General features: G+C 29.0%; 18 protein-coding genes, 1 rRNA gene, 1 pseudogene and 1 riboswitch. Of the genes and pseudogenes, 16 read left to right on the top strand and 4 right to left on the bottom strand.

The window, feature by feature from the left end:
• The first annotated feature begins 18 nt into the window (after positions 1-18).
• Positions 19-135 (top strand): 5S ribosomal RNA (gene rrf / locus KXZ80_RS02580).
• 295 nt (positions 136-430) lie between these two features.
• On the opposite strand, the gene KXZ80_RS02585 is transcribed toward rrf, so the two are convergent.
• Positions 431-1,534 carry a DEAD/DEAH box helicase gene (locus tag KXZ80_RS02585; RefSeq protein ID WP_021431791.1) on the bottom strand — a complete coding sequence of 368 codons (1,104 nt, stop codon included), beginning with the start codon at positions 1,532-1,534 and terminating at the stop codon, positions 431-433.
• Positions 1,535-1,807: 273 nt separating this feature from the next.
• On the bottom strand, positions 1,808-2,512 hold the full coding sequence (locus tag KXZ80_RS02590) for a MurR/RpiR family transcriptional regulator (RefSeq protein ID WP_021431793.1): 705 nt from the start codon (positions 2,510-2,512) through the stop codon (positions 1,808-1,810).
• 73 nt (positions 2,513-2,585) lie between these two features.
• Between KXZ80_RS02590 and KXZ80_RS02595 the strand changes: the two genes are divergently transcribed.
• Entirely contained in the window at positions 2,586-3,200 is a 615-nt protein-coding gene (locus tag KXZ80_RS02595; protein WP_021431794.1) for an AAA family ATPase, read from the top strand.
• Positions 3,201-3,233: 33 nt separating this feature from the next.
• Positions 3,234-4,577, top strand: a complete 1,344-nt coding sequence (locus tag KXZ80_RS02600) for a PTS sugar transporter subunit IIC (protein ID WP_021431795.1) — start codon at positions 3,234-3,236, stop codon at positions 4,575-4,577.
• A gap of 36 nt (positions 4,578-4,613) precedes the next feature.
• Here KXZ80_RS02600 and ytaF read toward each other — a convergent pair whose 3' ends face one another.
• On the bottom strand, positions 4,614-5,237 hold the full coding sequence (gene ytaF, locus KXZ80_RS02605; RefSeq protein ID WP_021431796.1) for a sporulation membrane protein YtaF: 624 nt from the start codon (positions 5,235-5,237) through the stop codon (positions 4,614-4,616).
• Positions 5,238-5,338: 101 nt separating this feature from the next.
• The gene (locus tag KXZ80_RS02610; RefSeq protein WP_038284835.1) at positions 5,339-5,659 is read right to left on the bottom strand and encodes a DUF1540 domain-containing protein; all 321 of its coding nucleotides are present in this window, start codon (positions 5,657-5,659) and stop codon (positions 5,339-5,341) included.
• Between the two features lie 407 nt (positions 5,660-6,066).
• On the opposite strand from KXZ80_RS02610, the gene KXZ80_RS02615 reads away from it, so the two are divergent.
• The 13 genes and pseudogenes from KXZ80_RS02615 to KXZ80_RS02675 form a co-directional block, all read left to right on the top strand.
• Positions 6,067-7,575, top strand: coding sequence for a DUF1846 domain-containing protein (locus tag KXZ80_RS02615; RefSeq protein WP_021428561.1), 1,509 nt, complete (start codon positions 6,067-6,069; stop codon positions 7,573-7,575).
• 64 nt (positions 7,576-7,639) lie between these two features.
• Entirely contained in the window at positions 7,640-8,725 is a 1,086-nt protein-coding gene (gene dinB / locus KXZ80_RS02620; protein WP_021431797.1) for a DNA polymerase IV, read from the top strand.
• 138 nt (positions 8,726-8,863) lie between these two features.
• The gene (locus KXZ80_RS02625; RefSeq protein ID WP_021431798.1) at positions 8,864-10,261 is read left to right on the top strand and encodes an MATE family efflux transporter; all 1,398 of its coding nucleotides are present in this window, start codon (positions 8,864-8,866) and stop codon (positions 10,259-10,261) included.
• A gap of 118 nt (positions 10,262-10,379) precedes the next feature.
• Positions 10,380-11,093, top strand: coding sequence for a phosphatase (locus tag KXZ80_RS02630; protein WP_021431799.1), 714 nt, complete (start codon positions 10,380-10,382; stop codon positions 11,091-11,093).
• A gap of 101 nt (positions 11,094-11,194) precedes the next feature.
• Complete coding sequence (locus KXZ80_RS02635) at positions 11,195-12,424, top strand: 30S ribosomal protein S1 (RefSeq protein ID WP_021431800.1); 1,230 nt, start codon at positions 11,195-11,197, stop codon at positions 12,422-12,424.
• A gap of 141 nt (positions 12,425-12,565) precedes the next feature.
• A riboswitch (TPP riboswitch) is annotated at positions 12,566-12,677 on the top strand.
• Between the two features lie 109 nt (positions 12,678-12,786).
• Positions 12,787-12,981 (top strand): sulfur carrier protein ThiS, encoded by a 195-nt coding sequence (gene thiS / locus KXZ80_RS02640; protein WP_021431801.1) that lies wholly within the window; start codon positions 12,787-12,789, stop codon positions 12,979-12,981.
• Between the two features lies 1 nt (position 12,982).
• Positions 12,983-13,786, top strand: a complete 804-nt coding sequence (gene thiF / locus KXZ80_RS02645; protein ID WP_021431802.1) for a sulfur carrier protein ThiS adenylyltransferase ThiF — start codon at positions 12,983-12,985, stop codon at positions 13,784-13,786.
• A gap of 12 nt (positions 13,787-13,798) precedes the next feature.
• Positions 13,799-14,575: a thiazole synthase gene (locus tag KXZ80_RS02650; protein ID WP_021431803.1), complete on the top strand. Its 777-nt coding sequence runs from the start codon at positions 13,799-13,801 to the stop codon at positions 14,573-14,575.
• Between the two features lie 2 nt (positions 14,576-14,577).
• The gene (thiH, locus tag KXZ80_RS02655; protein WP_021431804.1) at positions 14,578-15,693 is read left to right on the top strand and encodes a 2-iminoacetate synthase ThiH; all 1,116 of its coding nucleotides are present in this window, start codon (positions 14,578-14,580) and stop codon (positions 15,691-15,693) included.
• The gene (locus KXZ80_RS02660; protein WP_021431805.1) at positions 15,681-16,268 is read left to right on the top strand and encodes a thiamine phosphate synthase; all 588 of its coding nucleotides are present in this window, start codon (positions 15,681-15,683) and stop codon (positions 16,266-16,268) included. Before thiH ends, KXZ80_RS02660 begins: the two co-directional genes overlap by 13 nt.
• Before the next feature lie 168 nt (positions 16,269-16,436).
• Positions 16,437-17,750, top strand: a complete 1,314-nt coding sequence (locus KXZ80_RS02665) for an aminotransferase class V-fold PLP-dependent enzyme (RefSeq protein ID WP_021431806.1) — start codon at positions 16,437-16,439, stop codon at positions 17,748-17,750.
• 53 nt (positions 17,751-17,803) lie between these two features.
• The gene (locus KXZ80_RS02670) at positions 17,804-18,256 is read left to right on the top strand and encodes a DUF2383 domain-containing protein (protein WP_021431807.1); all 453 of its coding nucleotides are present in this window, start codon (positions 17,804-17,806) and stop codon (positions 18,254-18,256) included.
• A gap of 131 nt (positions 18,257-18,387) precedes the next feature.
• Positions 18,388-19,788, top strand: a pseudogene (locus KXZ80_RS02675) (MATE family efflux transporter); the annotation flags it as partial.
• Positions 19,789-19,825: the final 37 nt, after the last annotated feature.

Below are 19,825 nucleotides of genomic sequence, written 5' to 3' on the forward strand. Positions count from 1 at the left end.
AACTCTAAATAAAGATTATGCGGTTATTACAGCAAAGAGGATACACCTGTTCCCATTCCGAACACAGAAGTTAAGCTCTTTAGCGCCGATGGTACTTGGTGGGAAGCTGCCTGGGAGAGTAGGACGTAGCCGCGTAATCTTTTTTATTTTACGTGGATTTAAGTGGTGGTTAGTATTAAGTTACATTTGAAGTCATAAAGCTGAGAAGATGCTTTAAAATGACTTCTGCATTGTAACTTAATACTAACCACTTTTTGTTGTGTAAAATAAAAAAGGATTACGCTTGTACGGTATGAGATAAAGAGATAAGGGAAGGTGCTTTAAATGACCGCTGCGCTACGAACAAAGTATCAACCACTTTTTGTTGTGCAAAATAAAAAAGGATTACGCTTGTATAATACAAAAAAAGAAGTGCTTTTGCACTTCTTTTTTATACTTCTCTTCTTGGAATTTCCATTTCGATAGCTTCTTCTATTTCTTTTAGTGTGTTGTGATCTTTAGGGTCAACGAACATACAAGTATAACCTTCTTCTCCAGCTCTTCCTGTTCTTCCTATTCTGTGAATGTAAGTTTCAGCGTTTTCAGGAATATCATAGTTATATACATGAGATACACCACTTATATCTAAACCTCTTGAGGCAACATCTGTTGCAATTAGATATTGTATATCTGCATTTCTAAATGATTTCATTATTCGTTCTCTATGAGATTGTTTAACATCACTATGAAGTTTAGCACAGTTATATTTTCTTCTGTGTAGAACTTCTTCAAGTTTATCAACTCTAGCTTTAGTTCTACAGAAAATTATTCCCATGAATGGGTTGTCTGAATCAAGTACAGCACATAGCGCGTCTTGTTTTCCTCTATCTGTAGTTTCAACTACATTTTGCTTTATATTAGTTAGAGTTATTTCTTCTTTTTCTATACTAACTACAGAAGGATTATTCATATACTTATATGCTAATTTTTTTACTGCAGAATCCATCGTTGCGGAGAAACATAACATTTGACGGTTTTTAGGAGTTTGTCTAAGTATTGTTTCAACTTCAATTCTGAATCCCATAAATAACATTTGGTCTGCTTCATCTAAAACTATTACTTTTAATTTACTAAGGTCTATAGTTTCTCTCTCAATATGATCTAATAATCTGCCTGGAGTAGCTATAACTAGATGAATGTTCTTTTTTAATTTTTTTAATTGAGCACCTATATCTTTTCCACCATACATTGCTAATAAATTTATATCAGTATTCTCACAAAGTTTTTCTGCTTCTTTTGTTATTTGTATAGCAAGTTCTCTAGTTGGAGAAACGATTAAAGCTTGTACATGTCCAAGTTTAGGTGAAATATTTTCTAGTATAGGAAGTAAAAATGCTAAAGTTTTACCAGTACCTGTTTGAGCTTCAGCGATTACATCATTACCAGATTTTATAAGTCCAACACTTTCCTCTTGGATAGGAGTAGGGCTAGTTATTCCCATTATTTTTAATTTTTCTATCGTATTATCATTAATTCCTAATTCTTTAAAATTCATATTATTTACCTCTCAAAATATTGCTAATTTAATTTAAGACAACCTATTAATAATATCATAATAAGGTTATTAATTCTAACTATATTATAAATTATGGTCATAAAATTATGAATATATATGTAAAAATTTATTATTTGATAAAAAATGCAAATAAAAAAGTTCTAGAAATAAGAACTTTTTTAATAAAATGTTTTTTAATTGAAAACTTTTTTCTAAAGACTTAAAAAATATTTAAAAAAATCAGAAAAAATATTAATATTATTTTAATACAAATTAATCAATATTGCTTATTATACACTCAAATAGCAATAAGACTTCAGAGAAGAATGTATTAGGTGGATTTTTTAAGTTAGGAAACTTCTGAAAGCCTTTTAAAATTACAGGGAAATCAGAAAGTTTAGCAAGCGTAGAGTTTTCATTTCCAACGAAACTAATGATTTGAACATTATTATCTTTCGCAGTTTGAACTACCTCTAATATGCTAGAACTTTCGCCTGAATTTGATATAGCTATAAGTAAGACATCTTTAGCATTAGACTTATCTAAAAGTTGTAAATGAGTATTAGCTATGCATTTAAATCCATTTATAACAAAACGCTCGCTCATATAATTTGCAATCATTTGAGAGTATCCTACACCTAGCAACATTATTAATTTGTTTTTAGATTCTTTTAGTATTTTAGATAAAGGAACTAAGTTTAAATTTAGTTGGTTATAAGCATTTGAAAAGATATCTACATTAGTATCTGTTTCATTAGATTTATTAGAATAAGATAAATTATAAATCATGTCTGAATAACCTTCAAAACCTAACTTTTTACAAAGTTTATATATAATAGTCGTTGAAGTAAAGTTGTCCTTAGCAACTTTTCGTATACCTATTTTTTTCAAATTATCAATATTATCGTATAGATATTTTAAAATATTTTGTTCGATTTTGGATAGTTGATACTTATCACGAAGATATTCAAAATTCATATTTAACCACCTCAAAGGCTATTATATATGAATTTAAAAAAAATATAAATAAAAATATATGGAGGTAGACATCATGGTTGAAAAATTTATAAAAGACCCATGGGCAAGAATAAAAACTCGTAATGGTTTAAATGGAGATGAAGTTATATCATCACTTCAAAAGTCTATAAGAAGAGGATTAGAGGAGCAAGCTTGCGAGTTTGCATATGAAATGTACATAACATCACCTCAGATGGAAGAGAAACTATGGAGAAGGTTATTAACTATAACTGTAGAGGATATAGGTATGGGAGACCCAATGGCATGCATTATAGTAAATAATTTATATGAAATGAGAAAACAATTTTCTTATGCAGATGGAGATAGACCTATATACTTCATACATGCAATAAGATATTTATGTAAATGTCAAAAAGATCGTTCAAGTGATTTACTAAAAAATATAGTTATAAAGGGATTTGCAATGGGAAAAGTACCAGAAATACCAGATTATGCACTTGATAAGCATACTGTCAGAGGTGCAGAAATGGGAAGAGACTCATTCCACTTTTTAAATGAGGCGAGCAAAGTTATACCTCAAATGGAGGTAGATAATGATTATAAAGAGAGATATGGAAAAATTTTAGAAGTATACAAACCAGAAGATGCAGTAGAAAGTGCATTCCAATATAATCCTTGGCAAGAATAAAGGGTAGAATTTATAAAAAGGGAGACTGTTTAAATGGGACAAAGTAAGCTTTTAGATAAATTAGATAAAGTATTATCTCCTATTGGAGCTAAAATTGGGAGTCAAAGACATTTAAATGCTATTTCAACAGGTATGATGATGACCCTACCACTAATTGTAGTTGGATCGTTATTTTTAATAATCGCAAATCCTCCTATAAATCCAGAGCTAGTGGATCCTAATAATAGTAATGTTTTTATACAGTTCTTATTATCATGGAAAGAATTTGCGGTTGAAAATTATTCAACTATAACAGCTCCATTTGATATGACTATGGGACTTCTTGGATTGATGTCGGCGTTTGCAATAGCGTATACACTAGCTAGCAATTATAAAATGAATGCAGCTATGTCTGGACTTATATCCACATCACTATTCTTTATGATTTGTGCACCTAGCAATGAAGGCAATATACCAATGTCATTTTTAGGGGCAGATGGACTATTTGTAGCTATTATAATAGGAATTGCATCAGTTGAAATAAGTAGGTTAGTAGATAAAATGAATTGGAAGTTTAACTTGCCTAGTTCAGTTCCTTCTGCTGTTTCATCTTTTATAAACACATTAATACCTCTTTTATTAAACATAGTTGTGTTATATGGGTTAAATGTAATTATAATAGCAAATACAGGAATGAGCTTACCTCAGTCTATAATGAGTATACTTACTCCAGCTCTTAGTGTAGCTGATAATATATGGGGATACTTAATGCTTATTACATTTGGAAATCTTTTATGGTTATTCGGAGTAAATGGTACATCTATAATATTTCCAATAGCATTTGCATTAGGGCTTAGTAATACAGGTCTAAATTCAGATTTAGTTGCAGCTGGACAAGATCCTAATGTTTTAATGAATTTACAAATGTTTAGAATTGCAATTTTAGGTGGAGCAGGAAATACATTGGGGTTAGCTATTTTAATGGCTAAAAGTAAATCCACACACTTAAAATCATTAGGAAGGTTATCTATTGTGCCTGGTATATGTGGAATAAATGAACCTATAATATTTGGAGGACCTATAGTTTTTAATCCTATGCTTGCTATACCATTTATAATAACTCCTATTATATCGGTATCACTTACTTATTTTGCACAAAAGATAGGATTTATAACTTGTGGGTATATAGTAGATCCATCATTTACACCATTCTTTGCACAAGCATACTTATCATCTATGGATATTAGAAATGTTATATTTGTATGTGCATTAGTATTAATAAGTATAGTTACATATTATCCGTTCTTTAAAGTATATGAAGGAAATATGATAAAGAAAGAATTAGAAGAAACTAATGAAGATGAAGATTTTAGTTTTGATGAAATAGATTTTGCATAAAAATAAAAAGAGAAGCATTATGCTTCTCTTTTTATTTTATATAAAACGAATAAATGCTAATACAATAAGCATTAATCCAGAAAGCCAAGAAAGATTTAAATCAACTTTCTCTATAAATTTTTTACCTATATGAACACCTACAAAAAGACAGAAAGTTCCTATAACAAAAGATAGTATAATGACTTGTAAATGATTTATTGATACTAAACTACTACCAAATCCAACGGCTAAACTATCCAATGAAAGGGCAACTGCTAAATATACAGCTTCTTTAAGTGTAAGAGTTTTTGACTTATCGTAATCGGCTTTCGTTTCGTTAGCATAAATCTCTAAAACAAATTTAAAGTCAAAAACTTTAAAAGTCAAAGGTGCGCCTGTGCTAGAAAACTTTCTAACATATGTTTTGAAAAAAGATTCAAATAATCTAAAAAAACCAAGTGATAGTAATAATGCAAAACTTAAAACACTTGCGGTATTTGGAGATAAAAAATCTTTTAAAATTCCACCGAGAGCTAAAGATATGGCAAGAAATAAAGAACAAACTAAGTTTATTACTAAATTAGAATAAAAAGGGATTTTTATTCTATCGGTCCCATAAGCTATACTAGCTACAAAAGTATCTATACATAAAGAAGAAACTAAAATTAACGACTCTATCAACTGAATTCACCCCTAATATATAAAATGATTAATACTATATTATTAAATTAGGGACAAATTAGTGCACAAATATTAAAGGCACCTATTAGAGGTGCCCTTAATTAATATTCATAATTGCTATTAAAATATCTTTTTATAAATGTTTCACAAGTATTATTTAAAGAGTTGATCTGAACATCTGAAGACTTACAAGCGCCATTAAAGTTGTATGTACAATTAGAAGCACTACAAATTATATTTTTAGAAGAAGTTTCACTGTCACATACGGAACTTGTCATTTTAGAAGAATTATCTGCTTCAACAAATGTTTTACAGTAAGTCTCAGGTGTAATGTCAGCATCAAACCCTTCTATATGAATTACAGACGCAGAGCATACTCCGCTATTATTAAAAGTGCAGTTTGTAGATAAACACTTAATCAAAAAAACACCTCCCACTACAATATAAATATATTATTGAGTCAAGCTGGAAAAAATATACTGAAAATTTAAATAGAAATTAAAAAAATATATTGCAAATAGTTCTTAAATGATTTAGAATAGTAAGTCCTAAGATAAATAGATTAAACATTTAGTAGATATTTTGATTAAACTAGCTCATTTGGAGTTAGTTTTTTTTTATTGATTTTAGAAAATACACTAGAAAAATATAAAAATTTATGATATTATTTTACTTTAAATTGGGTTATAGTTATATATGATATGAAATGGATACGTGAAAACTTAAGACTATAATCTATTTATATTATTTTTTTATTTATTTAATTTAATTTTAATTTATTTTTTGAAAAATATCTACTAAATTTACAATTTATCTAGGAGGAAGAACAATGAAAATAGGATTTGATCACAAAAAGTATTTAGAAGAGCAGTCTAAATATATCTTAGAGAGAGTTAATAACTATGATAAGTTATACTTAGAATTCGGTGGGAAGTTAATGTTTGATCTTCACGCTAAAAGAGTTTTACCAGGATTTGATGAAAATGCAAAAATAAAAGTATTACAAAACTTAAAAGACAAATTAGAAGTTGTGATATGTGTTTATGCAGGTGACATAGAAAGAAATAAAATAAGAGGAGACTTTGGTATCACTTATGATATGGAAGTTTTAAGATTAATAGATGATTTAAGAGCATATGAACTAGATGTTAACAGTGTTGTTATAACAAGATTTGAAGGACAACCTGCAACAACAGTTTTTATAAATAAATTAGAGCGTAGAGGTATAAAAGTATATAAACATGCTCCAACAAAAGGATACCCAAGTGATGTAGATACTATAGTTAGTGATGAAGGATATGGAGCTAACCCATATATAGAAACAACTAAACCTATAGTAGTAGTAACAGCACCAGGTCCAAATAGCGGAAAATTAGGAACTTGTTTAAGTCAGTTATACCATGAAAATAAAAGAGGAAATGAAGTTGGATATTCTAAATTTGAAACATTCCCAGTTTGGAATGTACCATTAAAGCATCCTTTAAATATAGCATATGAAGCTGCAACAGTAGATTTAAAAGATGTTAACATGATAGATTCATTCCACCTTGAAAAATATGGACAAATGTCAGTTAACTACAACAGAGATTTAGAATTATTCCCTGTTTTAAAGAAAATAATAGAGAAAATAACAGGAAAAGAATCTGTTTACCAATCTCCAACAGATATGGGTGTTAACAGAGTAGGATATGGAATAGTTGATGATGAAGTAGTTCAAGAAGCTTCAAGACAAGAGATAATAAGAAGATACTTCAAAACAGCTTGTGAATATAAAAAAGGACAAGTTGATAAAGGTGCTTACGATAGAATTAAACTTATAATGGAAGAATTAAACTTAAAGCCAGAAGATAGAAAAGTTGTAATACCAGCTAGAGAATATAGTGCTAAATTAAAGGAAGTTTCAAATACTCCTAACGATATATGTCCGGTAGTTGCATTAGAACTTAATGATGGAACTATACTTACAGGAAAAGCTTCAGAAACTATGAATGCAACAGCTGCAGCAGTTTTAAATGCTATAAAACATTTTGCAAATATAAATGATGATATGCATTTAATATCACCTGTAGTTTTAGAGCCAATCATAAACTTAAAAGCAAATACTTTAGGTAATAGAAATGTTGCTTTAAGTTGTGAAGAAATTTTAACAGCATTAAGTATATGTGCAGTTACAAATCCAACAGCTCAAGCAGCTATGGAAAAATTAAGTATGTTAAAAGGTGCTCAAGCACATTCAACTACTATGTTAAGTTTAAATGATGAACAAACATTTAGAAAATTAGGAGTAGATACAACTTCTGATCCAGAATATCCATCAGCTAACTTATATCAAAATTAATTACAGATATATAACCGTATTGTAAAATTACAATACGGTTTTTTATGCGTAAGGAGGTGCTTTAGTGGATAGTGAAAGAAAAATAATTCATATAGATATGGATGCATTTTATGCATCTGTAGAGCAAAGAGATAATCCTAAGTTAAAGGGAAGGCCTGTTATAGTAGGAGGAAGTCCGGAAGGAAGAGGAGTAGTTGCTACATGCTCATATGAAGCAAGAATATTTGGAATACACTCAGCTATGCCATCTAGTGTAGCTTATGTACGTTGTCCTCATGCAGTTTTTGTGCCTCCAAGATTTGAAGTATATCAAAAAATATCGTATCAAATAAGAGAAATATTTAAAAGATATACAGATATAATAGAGCCTTTATCTTTAGATGAGGCATACTTAGATGTAACTATAAATAAAAAAGAAATAAAATATGCTACTACAATTGCAAAACAAATAAAAGAAGATATAAAAAATGAAATAGGAATAACAGCTTCTGCAGGAGTATCCTATAATAAGTTTTTAGCTAAAATTGCATCGGATTATAAAAAACCCAATGGGCTTACAGTTATAACTCCAGATAAAGCTCAGGAATTTATAGATGATTTACCTATTAATAAATTTTTTGGAATAGGAAAGGTAACATCAAAAACATTAAAAATGATGGGCATAAAAAAAGGTCATGATTTAAGAAATATGAACTTACTTCAATTAGAACAGATATTTAAGAAAAAAGGATATGATATGTACAATTTTGCGAGAGGAATAGATAACAGACCAGTTCAAACAACTAGAGAAAGGAAATCTGTAGGAGCAGAAAGCACTTTTATTTCCAACGTATATTTTGATTCGGATGAATTAAATGAACATATAAAAGATGTTGTACAAGACGTCTGTAAGAGACTCGATTATATCAATAAATGTGGAAAAACTATAACAGTTAAAATAAAATATGAAGATTTCAAGCAAATTACAAAAAGAAGAACATTAGAATCTCCAATATATACATATGACGATATATTCAAAAATACAAATATTTTAATAGAAAAAGTAAAAAATAAAGATAAACAAATTAGATTAATAGGAGTAACTATGTCTAATTTAGTAGAATGCAAAAAAGAGGAATATGAAAATATATCATTGTTTGATAAACTATAAAATAGGTATAAATATATTTGTTAAATATTACTATATACCATGTTTGTTAACAAGCTTAAATATTTTAAAGTTTAATATTTAAGTTTATTAATGAATATGGTATTATATAAAATAATAAATTTAAAATGGAGGTCGATTATGGGGAAACAAGCGACAGATTTAGGTAAAGGTAGTGTTGGAAAATTATTATTTCAATTAGCTTTACCCGCTATAATAGCTCAGCTAGTTAATGTTTTATACAATATAGTTGATAGAATTTTCATAGGAAGAATGCCTAATGGCGAGTTAGCAATGGCTGGTGTTGGAGTAGCATTTCCAATAATAATGATTGTTTCAGCATTTAGTGCATTAGTAGGTATGGGGGGTGCTCCATTAGCTGCTATAAAAATGGGGGAAAAAGATAATGATGGAGCAGAAAAGATAATGACTAATAGTTTTTCTGCACTAGTAATAATAGCAATTATATTAACTGTATCTCTTTTAATTTTTAAAGAAAACATACTTTGGGCTTTTGGAGCAAGTAAAGATACAATAGGATATGCAAATGATTATATTGGTATATATCTTATAGGAACTATATTTGTTCAAATTGGTTTAGGTCTGAATCCTTTTATAAATACTCAAGGTTTTGCAAAGACAGGTATGATAACAGTATTAATTGGAGCAATAATAAATATAGTATTGGATCCAATTTTAATATTTGGATTTAATATGGGAGTTAAAGGGGCGGCTTTAGCGACAATAAGTGCACAGTTTGTCTCTGCAGTATGGGTTTTATTATTCTTAGTTGGAAAGAAAAGTGTTCTTAAAATTAGAAAGCAATATATTATTCCAAGTTTAAAAGTTATCGGACCTATTTTACTTTTAGGTATATCACCATTTATAATGCAAGCAACTGAAAGTTTAGTAATTATATCTATGAATAACAATCTTGCTAAATATGGTGGAGACTTAGCTATAGGTGCAATGACTATAATGAGTAGTGTTATGCAAATAATATTATTGCCTATGATGGGACTGACTCAAGGGGCACAACCGATAATAAGTTTTAACTATGGAGCGGATAAGTTAGATAGAGTTAGAAAAACATTTAGACTATTACTAGTAAGTTGTTTAGTTTACACAACTTTAATGTGGGGAGCTATAATGATGTTCCCACAAGTATTTGTATCTATATTTAATAGTAATCCTCAACTTGTAGAAATAACTGTATGGAGTATGAGAATTTACTTTGCGGGAATACTACTATTTGGAGCACAAATTGCTTGTCAGCAAACATTCCTTGCTTTAGGCCAAGCAAAAATATCTATGATATTAGCTTTACTTAGAAAGATAATATTATTGATACCATTAATATTTATATTACCAGTATTTTTTGAAAACAAATTACAAGGTGTATTAACAGCAGAGCCAGTTGCAGATATAACTGCAGCAATTGTAACGATAATATGCTTTAGTGTATTTTATAAAAAAACTTTATCTATAGATCATTCAATGCAACCAACAGTAGAAATTGCGAAAACTAAAGATGAGTAATTTAAAAAGCTATGGTAAATAAATTTACCATAGCTTTAAATTTATATAAAATTATTATATACATATAACTAAAGGGTATATAATAAAAAGAGAAAGTTAAAACATAGGAGGATTAAATATGAATGCAATTATAGATTTACACTGCCATACTATTGCAAGTGGACATGCATATAGCACACTTAAAGAGAATATAGACGAAGCAAAATTAAAAGGGCTAAAGTATGTAGGTGTATCAGACCATGCTCCTAATATGCCTGGAAGTACACATCCTTTTTATTTTGGTAATTTAGGTGTTATAAAAGAAGAAATAAATGGAGTTAAAGTATTAAAAGGAATAGAAGCTAACATAATGGATTTTGATGGTAATGTAGATATTCCAAAGGATGTAATTGGAAAATTAGACTATGTTATTGCTAGTTTCCATCCACCATGCATAAATCCCGGAAACATAAATGAAAATACAAAAGCAATATTAAATGTAATGGAAAATGAAGAAGTGAAAATAATAGGGCATTTAGATGATAGTAGATATCCTGTTGATTATGAAAAAGTTGTACTAAAAGCTAAGGAAACTAAGACTTTACTAGAGATAAACAACTCTTCATTAAAACCTAATAGCTTTAGAGTTGGAGCGATAGATAATGCAAAAACTTTATTAAATATGTGCAAAAAACATGATGTTAAAGTGCTCTTAGGTAGTGATGCGCATATATACTATCAAGTGGGTAGTTTTGAAAATTGTACAAAAATACTAGAAGAAGTAAATTTCCCGGGAAATTTAGTGGTGAATTTTAACGAAGAATATATAAAAGAATATTTTTTTGGAAAGTAAAAAGAATTAATAATATCAAATAATATATCGTTAGTGATATAATAGTATATGATTAAATACAAAAATTATATAAACGTTTACATAGGAAGGGATGAAGTTTAATGGAGAACAATCAAACTATGCAAGAACTTTTAGAGCAACAAGAAAAAGAAATGAGCAGTATAAAAATAGGTCAAACAGTAAGCGGAAAAATAACTAAAGTATTATATGATGAATTACATTTAGAATTAAATTATGGATTTGAAGGAATTATATCTATATCTGAACTTATATTAGCTAAAGATGAAACAATAGAAGATAAGTATAGTGTTGGACAAGAAATAAGTGGAGAAATAACTAAGATAAATCGTAAAGATGGAACAATGTATTTATCAGCTAAAAAGGCTGTTATTGAAGCTACTAGAAAAGAGCTAAAAGAAGCTTTAGATAACCATACTATATTAACTGTTCATGTAGAAAGAAGCATTGAAAAAGGGTTATTTGCAAGTTACAAAACAGAAACTGTATTTATACCATTATCTCAAATAGATGTTACATTTGTAAACAACACAGCTGCATATGTAGGTCGTGATTTAGAAGTTTACATGATAGAAATGGATTTAAGAAGAAACAGAATAGTTGCATCTCATAGAGAAGTTGCTCATGAAAGAGTAGAAGCTGAAAAAGCAGCTAAGAGAGCACAAATGAAAGCTGATAGAGAAGCTGAAAGAGCTAGAGTTAAACAAGCTAAAGACGATTTATTTAACTCTCTTGAAGTAGGACAAAAAAGAACTGGTAAAGTAAGTAAAATAATGAACTATGGGGCATTCATAGATTTAGGTGGAATAGAAGGATTAGCACATATAAATGAATTAGCTTGGCATAGAGTAGAGTCAGTTGAAGATGTAGTAAAAGAAGGTCAAGAGGTAGATGTATATGTTATAAAAATAGACAAAGAAAATAAAAAAGTAGGACTAGCTATAAAAGACATAAACAATGATCCATGGAATTCTGTAAAAGAAGAAATGCAAGTTGGAGATATTGTTAATGTTAAAGTTTTAAAACTTATAGAAAGAGGAGCTTTTGTAGAAGTTAAACTTGGGGTAGAAGCATTCTTACCAATATCTCAATTAAGCGAAGATAGAGTTATGAAAGTATCTAATGTTGTTAATGTTGGAGACATAATAGATGTTATGATAATAGATATAAAAAATAAAGATAAGAGAATGGTTGTATCATTAAAAGAGGCTACAAAAGAACCTGAAGAAGATTACTCTGAATTTTTAGAAGTAGAAGAGTCATTAGGATCATTAGGAGATTTATTTAAAGATAAATTCAAAGATCTAAAATAGAATAGACGAGAAAAAATAGTATCTAGTATTAACTAGATACTATTTTTATTGTCATATTATAAAAGTATGTATAAAAATATAAGTATTAACTTTTTATTGAATATAAAAAAATACTATGATATACTCAACTTGTAAAAATGAATAGAAGGCTAGGGGAGCTATGATTGGATAGTTGAGAAGTAAAGCCAGAACTTTCAGACCCTAAAAACCTGATCAAGGTAATTCTTGCGTAGGGAAGCTTAATATAGTTAATAAGCATTATTTTTGATGTATATGAAAGCGTTCTCTGTAAAGAGGACGCTTTTTTTCGTAACGGACAAAGACGTTAAATCAAATAAAATTTTACACTTAAGGAGGAATATATGAAGGTAAATGGGAAAGAGATTTATTTAAAACCTGGTACTACGATTTTAAACTTACTAGAGGAATTAAAACTTAAAGTTGATAATGTTGTTGTAGAAGTTAATCTGGATATCATTGAAAATCATCAATATAGCTCATATATATTAAAGTCAGATGATATCGTAGAAGTTATAAGGTTTGTGGGAGGAGGTTAAAGTGAAATTATTTATAAATGAAGATTTAAAAATTTTAAATAAGAATGAAGTAAGTATTAATTTTATAAAAGATAGATTTAAAAAGAATGCAGATGTTGTTATTTTGAATGGATATCCTATTTCAGAAAATAAACTTTTGAAAGATGGAGATAGAGTTACATTAATAAAAAAAGGTGAAATTCCTACATTTGAGGAGTTAGAAAGTTTAATGGTGTCAAGGCATACTCCAAATATACATTCTAGTTTGAAAAAAGGTAAAATTGTTGTGTTGGGACTTGGAGGACTTGGTTCAAATATCGCTATATCACTTGCAAGAATAGGCGTTGGGCATCTAATATTAGCAGACTTTGATGTGGTTGAACCATCTAACTTAAATAGACAACAATACTTTATAAGTGATATAGGTAAGTATAAAACCGATGCAATTAAGAATCATATAAAAAATATAAATCCATTTATAAAAATAGATACTGTAAATAAAATTATAGATTCATCAAATATAAATGAATTTGAGGATGTAGATATTATAATGGAGGCATTTGATAATCCTAGATATAAAGCAGAAATCGCAAGTTTTATATTGAAAAACATGAAAGATAAATATCTTATTTCATCATCAGGGATGGCAGGTTTTTATGATTCCAACATAATAAAAACCAGAATGATAAAAGAGAGGTTTTTTATATGTGGAGATGGAGTTAATGAAGCAAAAGAAGGAGATGGCCTTATGGCACCTAGAGTATCCATATGTGCAAATCACATGGCCAACTTAGCAACAAAGATTTTAATAGAACACATAAAATAGAAGGGGGACAAAATGGATAAATTAGTATTAGGGGGACATGAATTTAACAGTAGACTGTTAATAGGAACAGGAAAGTATGGATCAAATGAAATTTTGCCAAAAGTTATAAAATCAAGTGAAAGTGAGCTTATAACAGTAGCTTTAAGAAGAGTTGATCTAGATAATGAAGATGAAAATATTATGAGTCATATTCCTAAAAATATGACTATACTACCAAATACATCAGGTGCAACAAATCATGTTGAAGCAGTTAGAATAGCTAGAATAGCTAGAAAAATGGGATGTGGAAATTTTATAAAAATAGAAGTAATAAGTGATTCTAAGTACCTATTACCAGATAACGAAGAAACTATAAAAGCTACTAAAATTTTAGCTGATGAAGGGTTTATAGTATTACCTTATATGACTCCAGATTTATATGCAGGAAAAAAACTTGTAGAAGCTGGAGCAGCAGCAGTTATGCCATTAGGAGCACCAATTGGATCCAATAGAGGCCTAAAGATGAAAGAAATGATAAAAATTATGATTGATGAAATAGATATACCTATAATTGTTGATGCTGGAATAGGTAAGCCTTCACAAGCCATGGAAGCTATGGAAATGGGAGCAGCAGCAATATTAGTAAATACTGCAATATCTAGTGCTCAAGATCCAGTAAAAATGGCAAATGCATTTAAATTAGCTGTAGAAGGTGGAAGAGAAGCGTATCTAGCTAAGGCTGGGAGAGTAACAAATTATGCAAATGCATCATCACCTTTAACAGGATTTTTAAGTGAGGTAGGTGTTTAATATTGAGTTTTTATAAATTTATAGATTCATATAAAAGTTTTGATGTAGATTCTTATTTGAAAAATGTAAAAGATGAAGATGTTTTAAGAAGTATAGAAAAGGATAGTTTAGATGAGTATGACTTATTAAACTTGTTATCAAAAACTGCAACTAAGTATCTTGAATTAATGGCTCAAAAGGCAAATGAAATAACAAATAGATATTTTGGAAAAACTATACTTTTATATACACCTATGTATATTTCAAATTTCTGTGTAAACAAATGTGTATACTGTGGTTACAATATAGAGTCTGATATAAAGAGAAAAAAATTAAATGTAGATGAGATATACAATGAAGGGTTAGCTATATCTAAAGATGGATTTAAACATTTACTACTTTTAACAGGAGAAAGTAAAATTCACTCAGACGTAAAATACATAGGAGATGCTGTTTCAGTTTTAAATGATATATTCCCATCTATAACAATAGAGGTTTATCCAATGGATGAAGATGAATATAGATATTTGTATGAAAAAGGGGTTGAAGGGGTAACTATATATCAAGAAACATACAATGAAAAAATATATAAAAATGTTCACTTAAAAGGACCTAAATCTAATTATAAATACAGATTGGATGCTCCAGAGAGAGCTGCAAAATCTGGAATGAGAAGTATATCTATAGGTGCTTTATTAGGTCTTAATGATTTTAGAGAAGAAACATTTTTTACCTTGATGCATGGAAGGTATATAAGAAGCAAATATCCTCAAGTTGATGTATCATACTCAGTACCGAGAATAAGACCTTTTAAAGGGTGTTATGAAAATCTTATAGAAGTTAGTGATAAGGATTTGGTACAAGTTATGATAGTCATGAGGTTGTTTGATAATCAAGGTGGAATAAATTTATCTACCAGAGAAAGCTTGGCCCTAAGAAAAAATTTAATTCCTCTTGGAGTTACAAAATTAAGTGCGGGAGTATCTACTAATGTAGGAGGACATTCATCAGATGGAGAAGGAACAGAACAATTCAAAATAAGTGATGAAAGTAGCGTATTACAAATAAAAAAAATGCTTAATGATATAGGGTACCAACAAATATTTAAAGATTGGGAAAGATTTCAATGTACCTTATAACTAACAGATATTTATGCAGTTATAACAGATATTTAGAAGTATTAGAGGAAGCATCATTTAGTGGTGTTGAAAATATTATATTAAGAGAAAAAGATTTAAAAAATGATGAGTTAAAAAACCTGTATTTTAAAATTAGAGAACGTGTAAATAAAGAAACTAAAATTATAATAAATGGTAATTATGAAGTTTTCAACTCAGTAGATGCTGATGGAATACACATGCCATTTGATATGTTTAAAAATTTAAAAGATAAACTTGAATATAAAGAAAAGATTATTGGAGTATCTACGCATAATATAGAAGAGATTATTGAGGTGAAAAAATATTTAGTTTCTTATTTAATATTTTCACATATATATGAAACTAAGTGTAAATTTGATTTAAAGCCAAAAGGAATAAGTTTATTAAAAAAAGCTCAAAGTGAATTAAATGGATGTGATATAAAGTTAATAGCACTAGGAGGAATTCTACCAAATAATGCGAAAGAAACTTTAAATTACTGTGATGATATCGCAGTTATGTCTAGTATTATGGAATCAGATAATGTAAAAGATACAATTAAAAGTTTTTTATAAATATAGGCTATCCTAAAACCATTGAATAAATGGGTATAGGATAGTCTTTTTACGTTTGAAATTTACATGTAATAGATAGAATAAAAGCACATTATGAACTAATTTTGAATACTATTAATGAAGAGTTAATATAAATATTTTTAAATTTGTTTTTTAGGGGGAAAATAAATGTATAGAAAAGAAGTCAATTATAGACCTATGTTTGATGGAGTGGATTTAACCATAAAACTAGGAGATGGAGCATATGCAACACCTATATGCTTTGACAATGGAGCGACAACACCTCCTTTTAAATGCGTAGACAGAGAAATTTTTAAACATATGCAAATGTATGGATCTATAGGTAGAGGTAAGGGGCCAAAATCAGAGTATTCAAATAGAGTTTATGAAAAATGTAGAGATTATGTTAAGGAATATTTTAACTTAAAAGATGATGATCGATATACTGTAATATTTACTAAAAATACAACTGAAGGAATAAATTTATTAGCAAATGCATTGATAAACAGCAAGTATGATAAAGTTATTACTACAAGAATGGAGCATCACGCTAATGATCTCCCATGGAGATACTATGCAAATGTTATTCATATAGATGTAGATAATCAAGGAAAATTAAAAGTAGATGATATAGAAGAACAATTAATTAAAAATAGAGGCGAAGTTAAGTTTGTAAGTGTAACTGGAGCATCTAATGTAACAGGATATGTAAATCCAATACATCATATAGCTAAGTTAGCGCATAAGTATGGTGCTAAAATTATTGTAGATGCAGCTCAATTAGCTCCTCATAGAGAAATTAATATGAAAGGAACTGGAAATGATGACGCTATAGATTTTTTAGCATTATCTGCGCATAAAATGTATGCACCATATGGAACTGGAGTAGTTGTTGGACTTAAAGAGGATTTAGAAGATAAAGAACCGTTTTTAAAAGGTGGTGGAGCTGTAGATTTAGTTTTTGACTATGATATTTACTGGAGCGAATTACCGTCAAGATTTGAAGCTGGAACTCCTAACTATTTAGGCGTTGTAGCTATGTATACAGCTATGAATAAACTAAAAGAAATCGGATTTGATAAAATTCAAGAACATGAAGAATTACTTAAAAATAGACTTATAAAAGGCCTTGAAGATATTGATAGGGTAGTACTTTATGGAGACTCAAATGACAAAGATAGATTAGGCGTTATTACTTTTAATGTAGACGGTATAAATTTTGATTCAGTAGCTGATAGATTATCATATATTAGAGGGATTGCAGTAAGACAAGGAGCGTTTTGTGCACACACTTATGTAAGAAGATTGCTTGGAATAGATGATGCAGAAGCTCAAAAACTATTAAATAGAGATTGTAAAGTAGCTGGTATGGTTAGAGCTAGTTTAGGACTTTACAACACAACTGAAGAAGTAGATGAATTTTTAAATACTATGGAATTTATGATAAATAGATGCAGACACTTTGAAAATAATATATTTTAATTTATGTGAATAATATAAATCTTTGGTAGAAAACTAAGGATGAGGTGATAATTATGGATAAACATGATGAACTTATAAAAGAGCTAAATAAGTTTTTAAGAGGCGTTCATATGGGAGCAGACACATTTAGAGTTTATCAAGATAAAGCTGAAAATAAAGAATTAAGAAGTGAACTTACAAAAAGTATGGTAATATTTAGAGAACAGGACGAAAAAGTAAGTTCATATATAAAACAACTTGGTGGAGAGCCAACTACTTCATTAGGTGTAGCTGGAGAAATGGCAAGTATGTTTGAAAAATTAAAGGATATGTTTATAGATAATGACAAAGAATTAATTAAACATACTATAAATGCTATTGATATGGGAATCGAGGGTGGAAACAATTTATTACATTCATATAAAGATGAACACTTAGATAAAAGCATATTCCAGCATTTAAATGAAATGGTTAGTCAATATAAGGTTATGAAAAATAAATTTGAAATAATGTACAAATCACTTTAATAAAAAGCTTGATTATATTTTATATAATCAAGCTTTTGTTATGTAAAAGAAAAAATAATATAGCAAAAAAATAGATTAATAGATATTATTATTATGTATAGCTAAATGTCAGAAAATTCTTTAAGAAAAGAGGTGCAAATATGAAAGAAAGGGTAGATTTAACAGAAGGTAGAATTACAGAAAAACTAATAAAGTTGGCACTTCCTATAATGGGTACGTCTTTTATACAAATGGCGTACAATATGATAGATATGATCTGGGTAGGAAAGGCTGGAAGCAGTGCTGTTGCAGCTGTAGGTACAGCAGGTTTTTTCCCATGGCTAGGAATGGCTCTTATAGCTATATCTAGGGTGGGAGGAGAAGTTCAAGTAGCTCAGAGTATGGGTAAAAATGATATTGAAAGCACTAAGTCGTATATAAAAGCAGCTATAGAAGTTAATATAATATTAGCTGGTTTATACACTTTAATACTACTGGTGTTTAAGGATGGACTAATAGGATTTTTTAATCTTGGAGATGCAGATGTTATAAGGATGTCTAAGGAGTATCTTGTTATAGTAGCTATAGGAATGATATTTTATTTTATAAATCCAATATTTACTGCTATATTTAATGGAATGGGTAATAGTAAGACTCCGTTTAAAATAAACACAATAGGACTTATAACTAACATCATATTAGATCCATTACTTATAATAGGATTTGGACCAATACCTAAATTAGGAGTAGCAGGAGCTGCTATAGCTACAGTTTTCTCTCAAGCTGTAGTAACAATGTGTTTTATAGTCATGATTATAAAGAGAAATGACCAATACTTTAAAATTACGTTTTTTAAAAATATAAATTTAAAATATTATAAGGAATTGGGTAAGCTAGGTATGCCAGTGGCAATACAAAGTGGTATGTTTACCATATTTTCAATGCTACTTGGAGTAATTGTAGCATCATGGGGACCAGTAGCTATTGCAGCTCAAAAGGTTGGGGCTCAGATAGAAGCTATTTCTTGGATGACTGCAGATGGGATAGCTGTGGCGTTTAGTAGCTTTTCGGGTCAAAACTATGGAGCCAACAAATATGACCGAATAAATAAAGGGTTCAAGATAACTCTCATAATTGCTAGTTTGTTAGGTATATTAAATACATTAATTTTAATATTTGGAGGAAAATCCATATTTACTATATTTATAAATGAAACTGAAACTATAGCTGAAGGAACAAAATATTTAAAAATATTAGGTTATTCTCAGTTATTTATGTGTGTAGAGATAATAACATCAGGAGCATTTAAGGGTATAGGAAGAACGTATATACCATCTATTGTAGTAACTGTATTAACTGGGGCAAGGGTTCCTATAGCATATTTTTTATCAAGTCCAGAAATTTTAGGTTTAAGTGGAGTTTGGTGGAGCATAACCATAACTAGTATAATAAAAGGAATGCTTATGCTAAGTATATATGTATATCTATTAAAAGCTAATAAACTATATAGAGAAAATAGACATGATATAAAAACTAAAACAATATTAAGGTGATAAAGTTAAAAGTGCTAGTTAATATAATTAGCACTTT

The sequence above is a fragment of the Paraclostridium bifermentans genome, assembly GCF_019916025.1.
In the GTDB taxonomy this organism is placed as follows: domain Bacteria; phylum Bacillota; class Clostridia; order Peptostreptococcales; family Peptostreptococcaceae; genus Paraclostridium; species Paraclostridium bifermentans.

What these genes read in the sequence shown, in the direction of transcription:
- KXZ80_RS02650 (WP_021431803.1), top strand. Translation starts at nt 13,799, where the DNA reads ATGGATAAATTAGTATTAGGGGGACATGAATTTAACAGTAGACTGTTA.
- KXZ80_RS02665 (WP_021431806.1), top strand. Translation starts at nt 16,437, where the DNA reads ATGTATAGAAAAGAAGTCAATTATAGACCTATGTTTGATGGAGTGGAT.
- KXZ80_RS02635 (WP_021431800.1), top strand. Translation starts at nt 11,195, where the DNA reads ATGGAGAACAATCAAACTATGCAAGAACTTTTAGAGCAACAAGAAAAA.
- KXZ80_RS02595 (WP_021431794.1), top strand. Translation starts at nt 2,586, where the DNA reads ATGGTTGAAAAATTTATAAAAGACCCATGGGCAAGAATAAAAACTCGT.
- KXZ80_RS02625 (WP_021431798.1), top strand. Translation starts at nt 8,864, where the DNA reads ATGGGGAAACAAGCGACAGATTTAGGTAAAGGTAGTGTTGGAAAATTA.
- thiS (WP_021431801.1), top strand. Translation starts at nt 12,787, where the DNA reads ATGAAGGTAAATGGGAAAGAGATTTATTTAAAACCTGGTACTACGATT.
- KXZ80_RS02590 (WP_021431793.1), bottom strand. Translation starts at nt 2,512, where the DNA reads ATGAATTTTGAATATCTTCGTGATAAGTATCAACTATCCAAAATCGAA.
- KXZ80_RS02600 (WP_021431795.1), top strand. Translation starts at nt 3,234, where the DNA reads ATGGGACAAAGTAAGCTTTTAGATAAATTAGATAAAGTATTATCTCCT.
- KXZ80_RS02660 (WP_021431805.1), top strand. Translation starts at nt 15,681, where the DNA reads ATGTACCTTATAACTAACAGATATTTATGCAGTTATAACAGATATTTA.
- KXZ80_RS02615 (WP_021428561.1), top strand. Translation starts at nt 6,067, where the DNA reads ATGAAAATAGGATTTGATCACAAAAAGTATTTAGAAGAGCAGTCTAAA.
- KXZ80_RS02670 (WP_021431807.1), top strand. Translation starts at nt 17,804, where the DNA reads ATGGATAAACATGATGAACTTATAAAAGAGCTAAATAAGTTTTTAAGA.
- KXZ80_RS02585 (WP_021431791.1), bottom strand. Translation starts at nt 1,534, where the DNA reads ATGAATTTTAAAGAATTAGGAATTAATGATAATACGATAGAAAAATTA.
- KXZ80_RS02630 (WP_021431799.1), top strand. Translation starts at nt 10,380, where the DNA reads ATGAATGCAATTATAGATTTACACTGCCATACTATTGCAAGTGGACAT.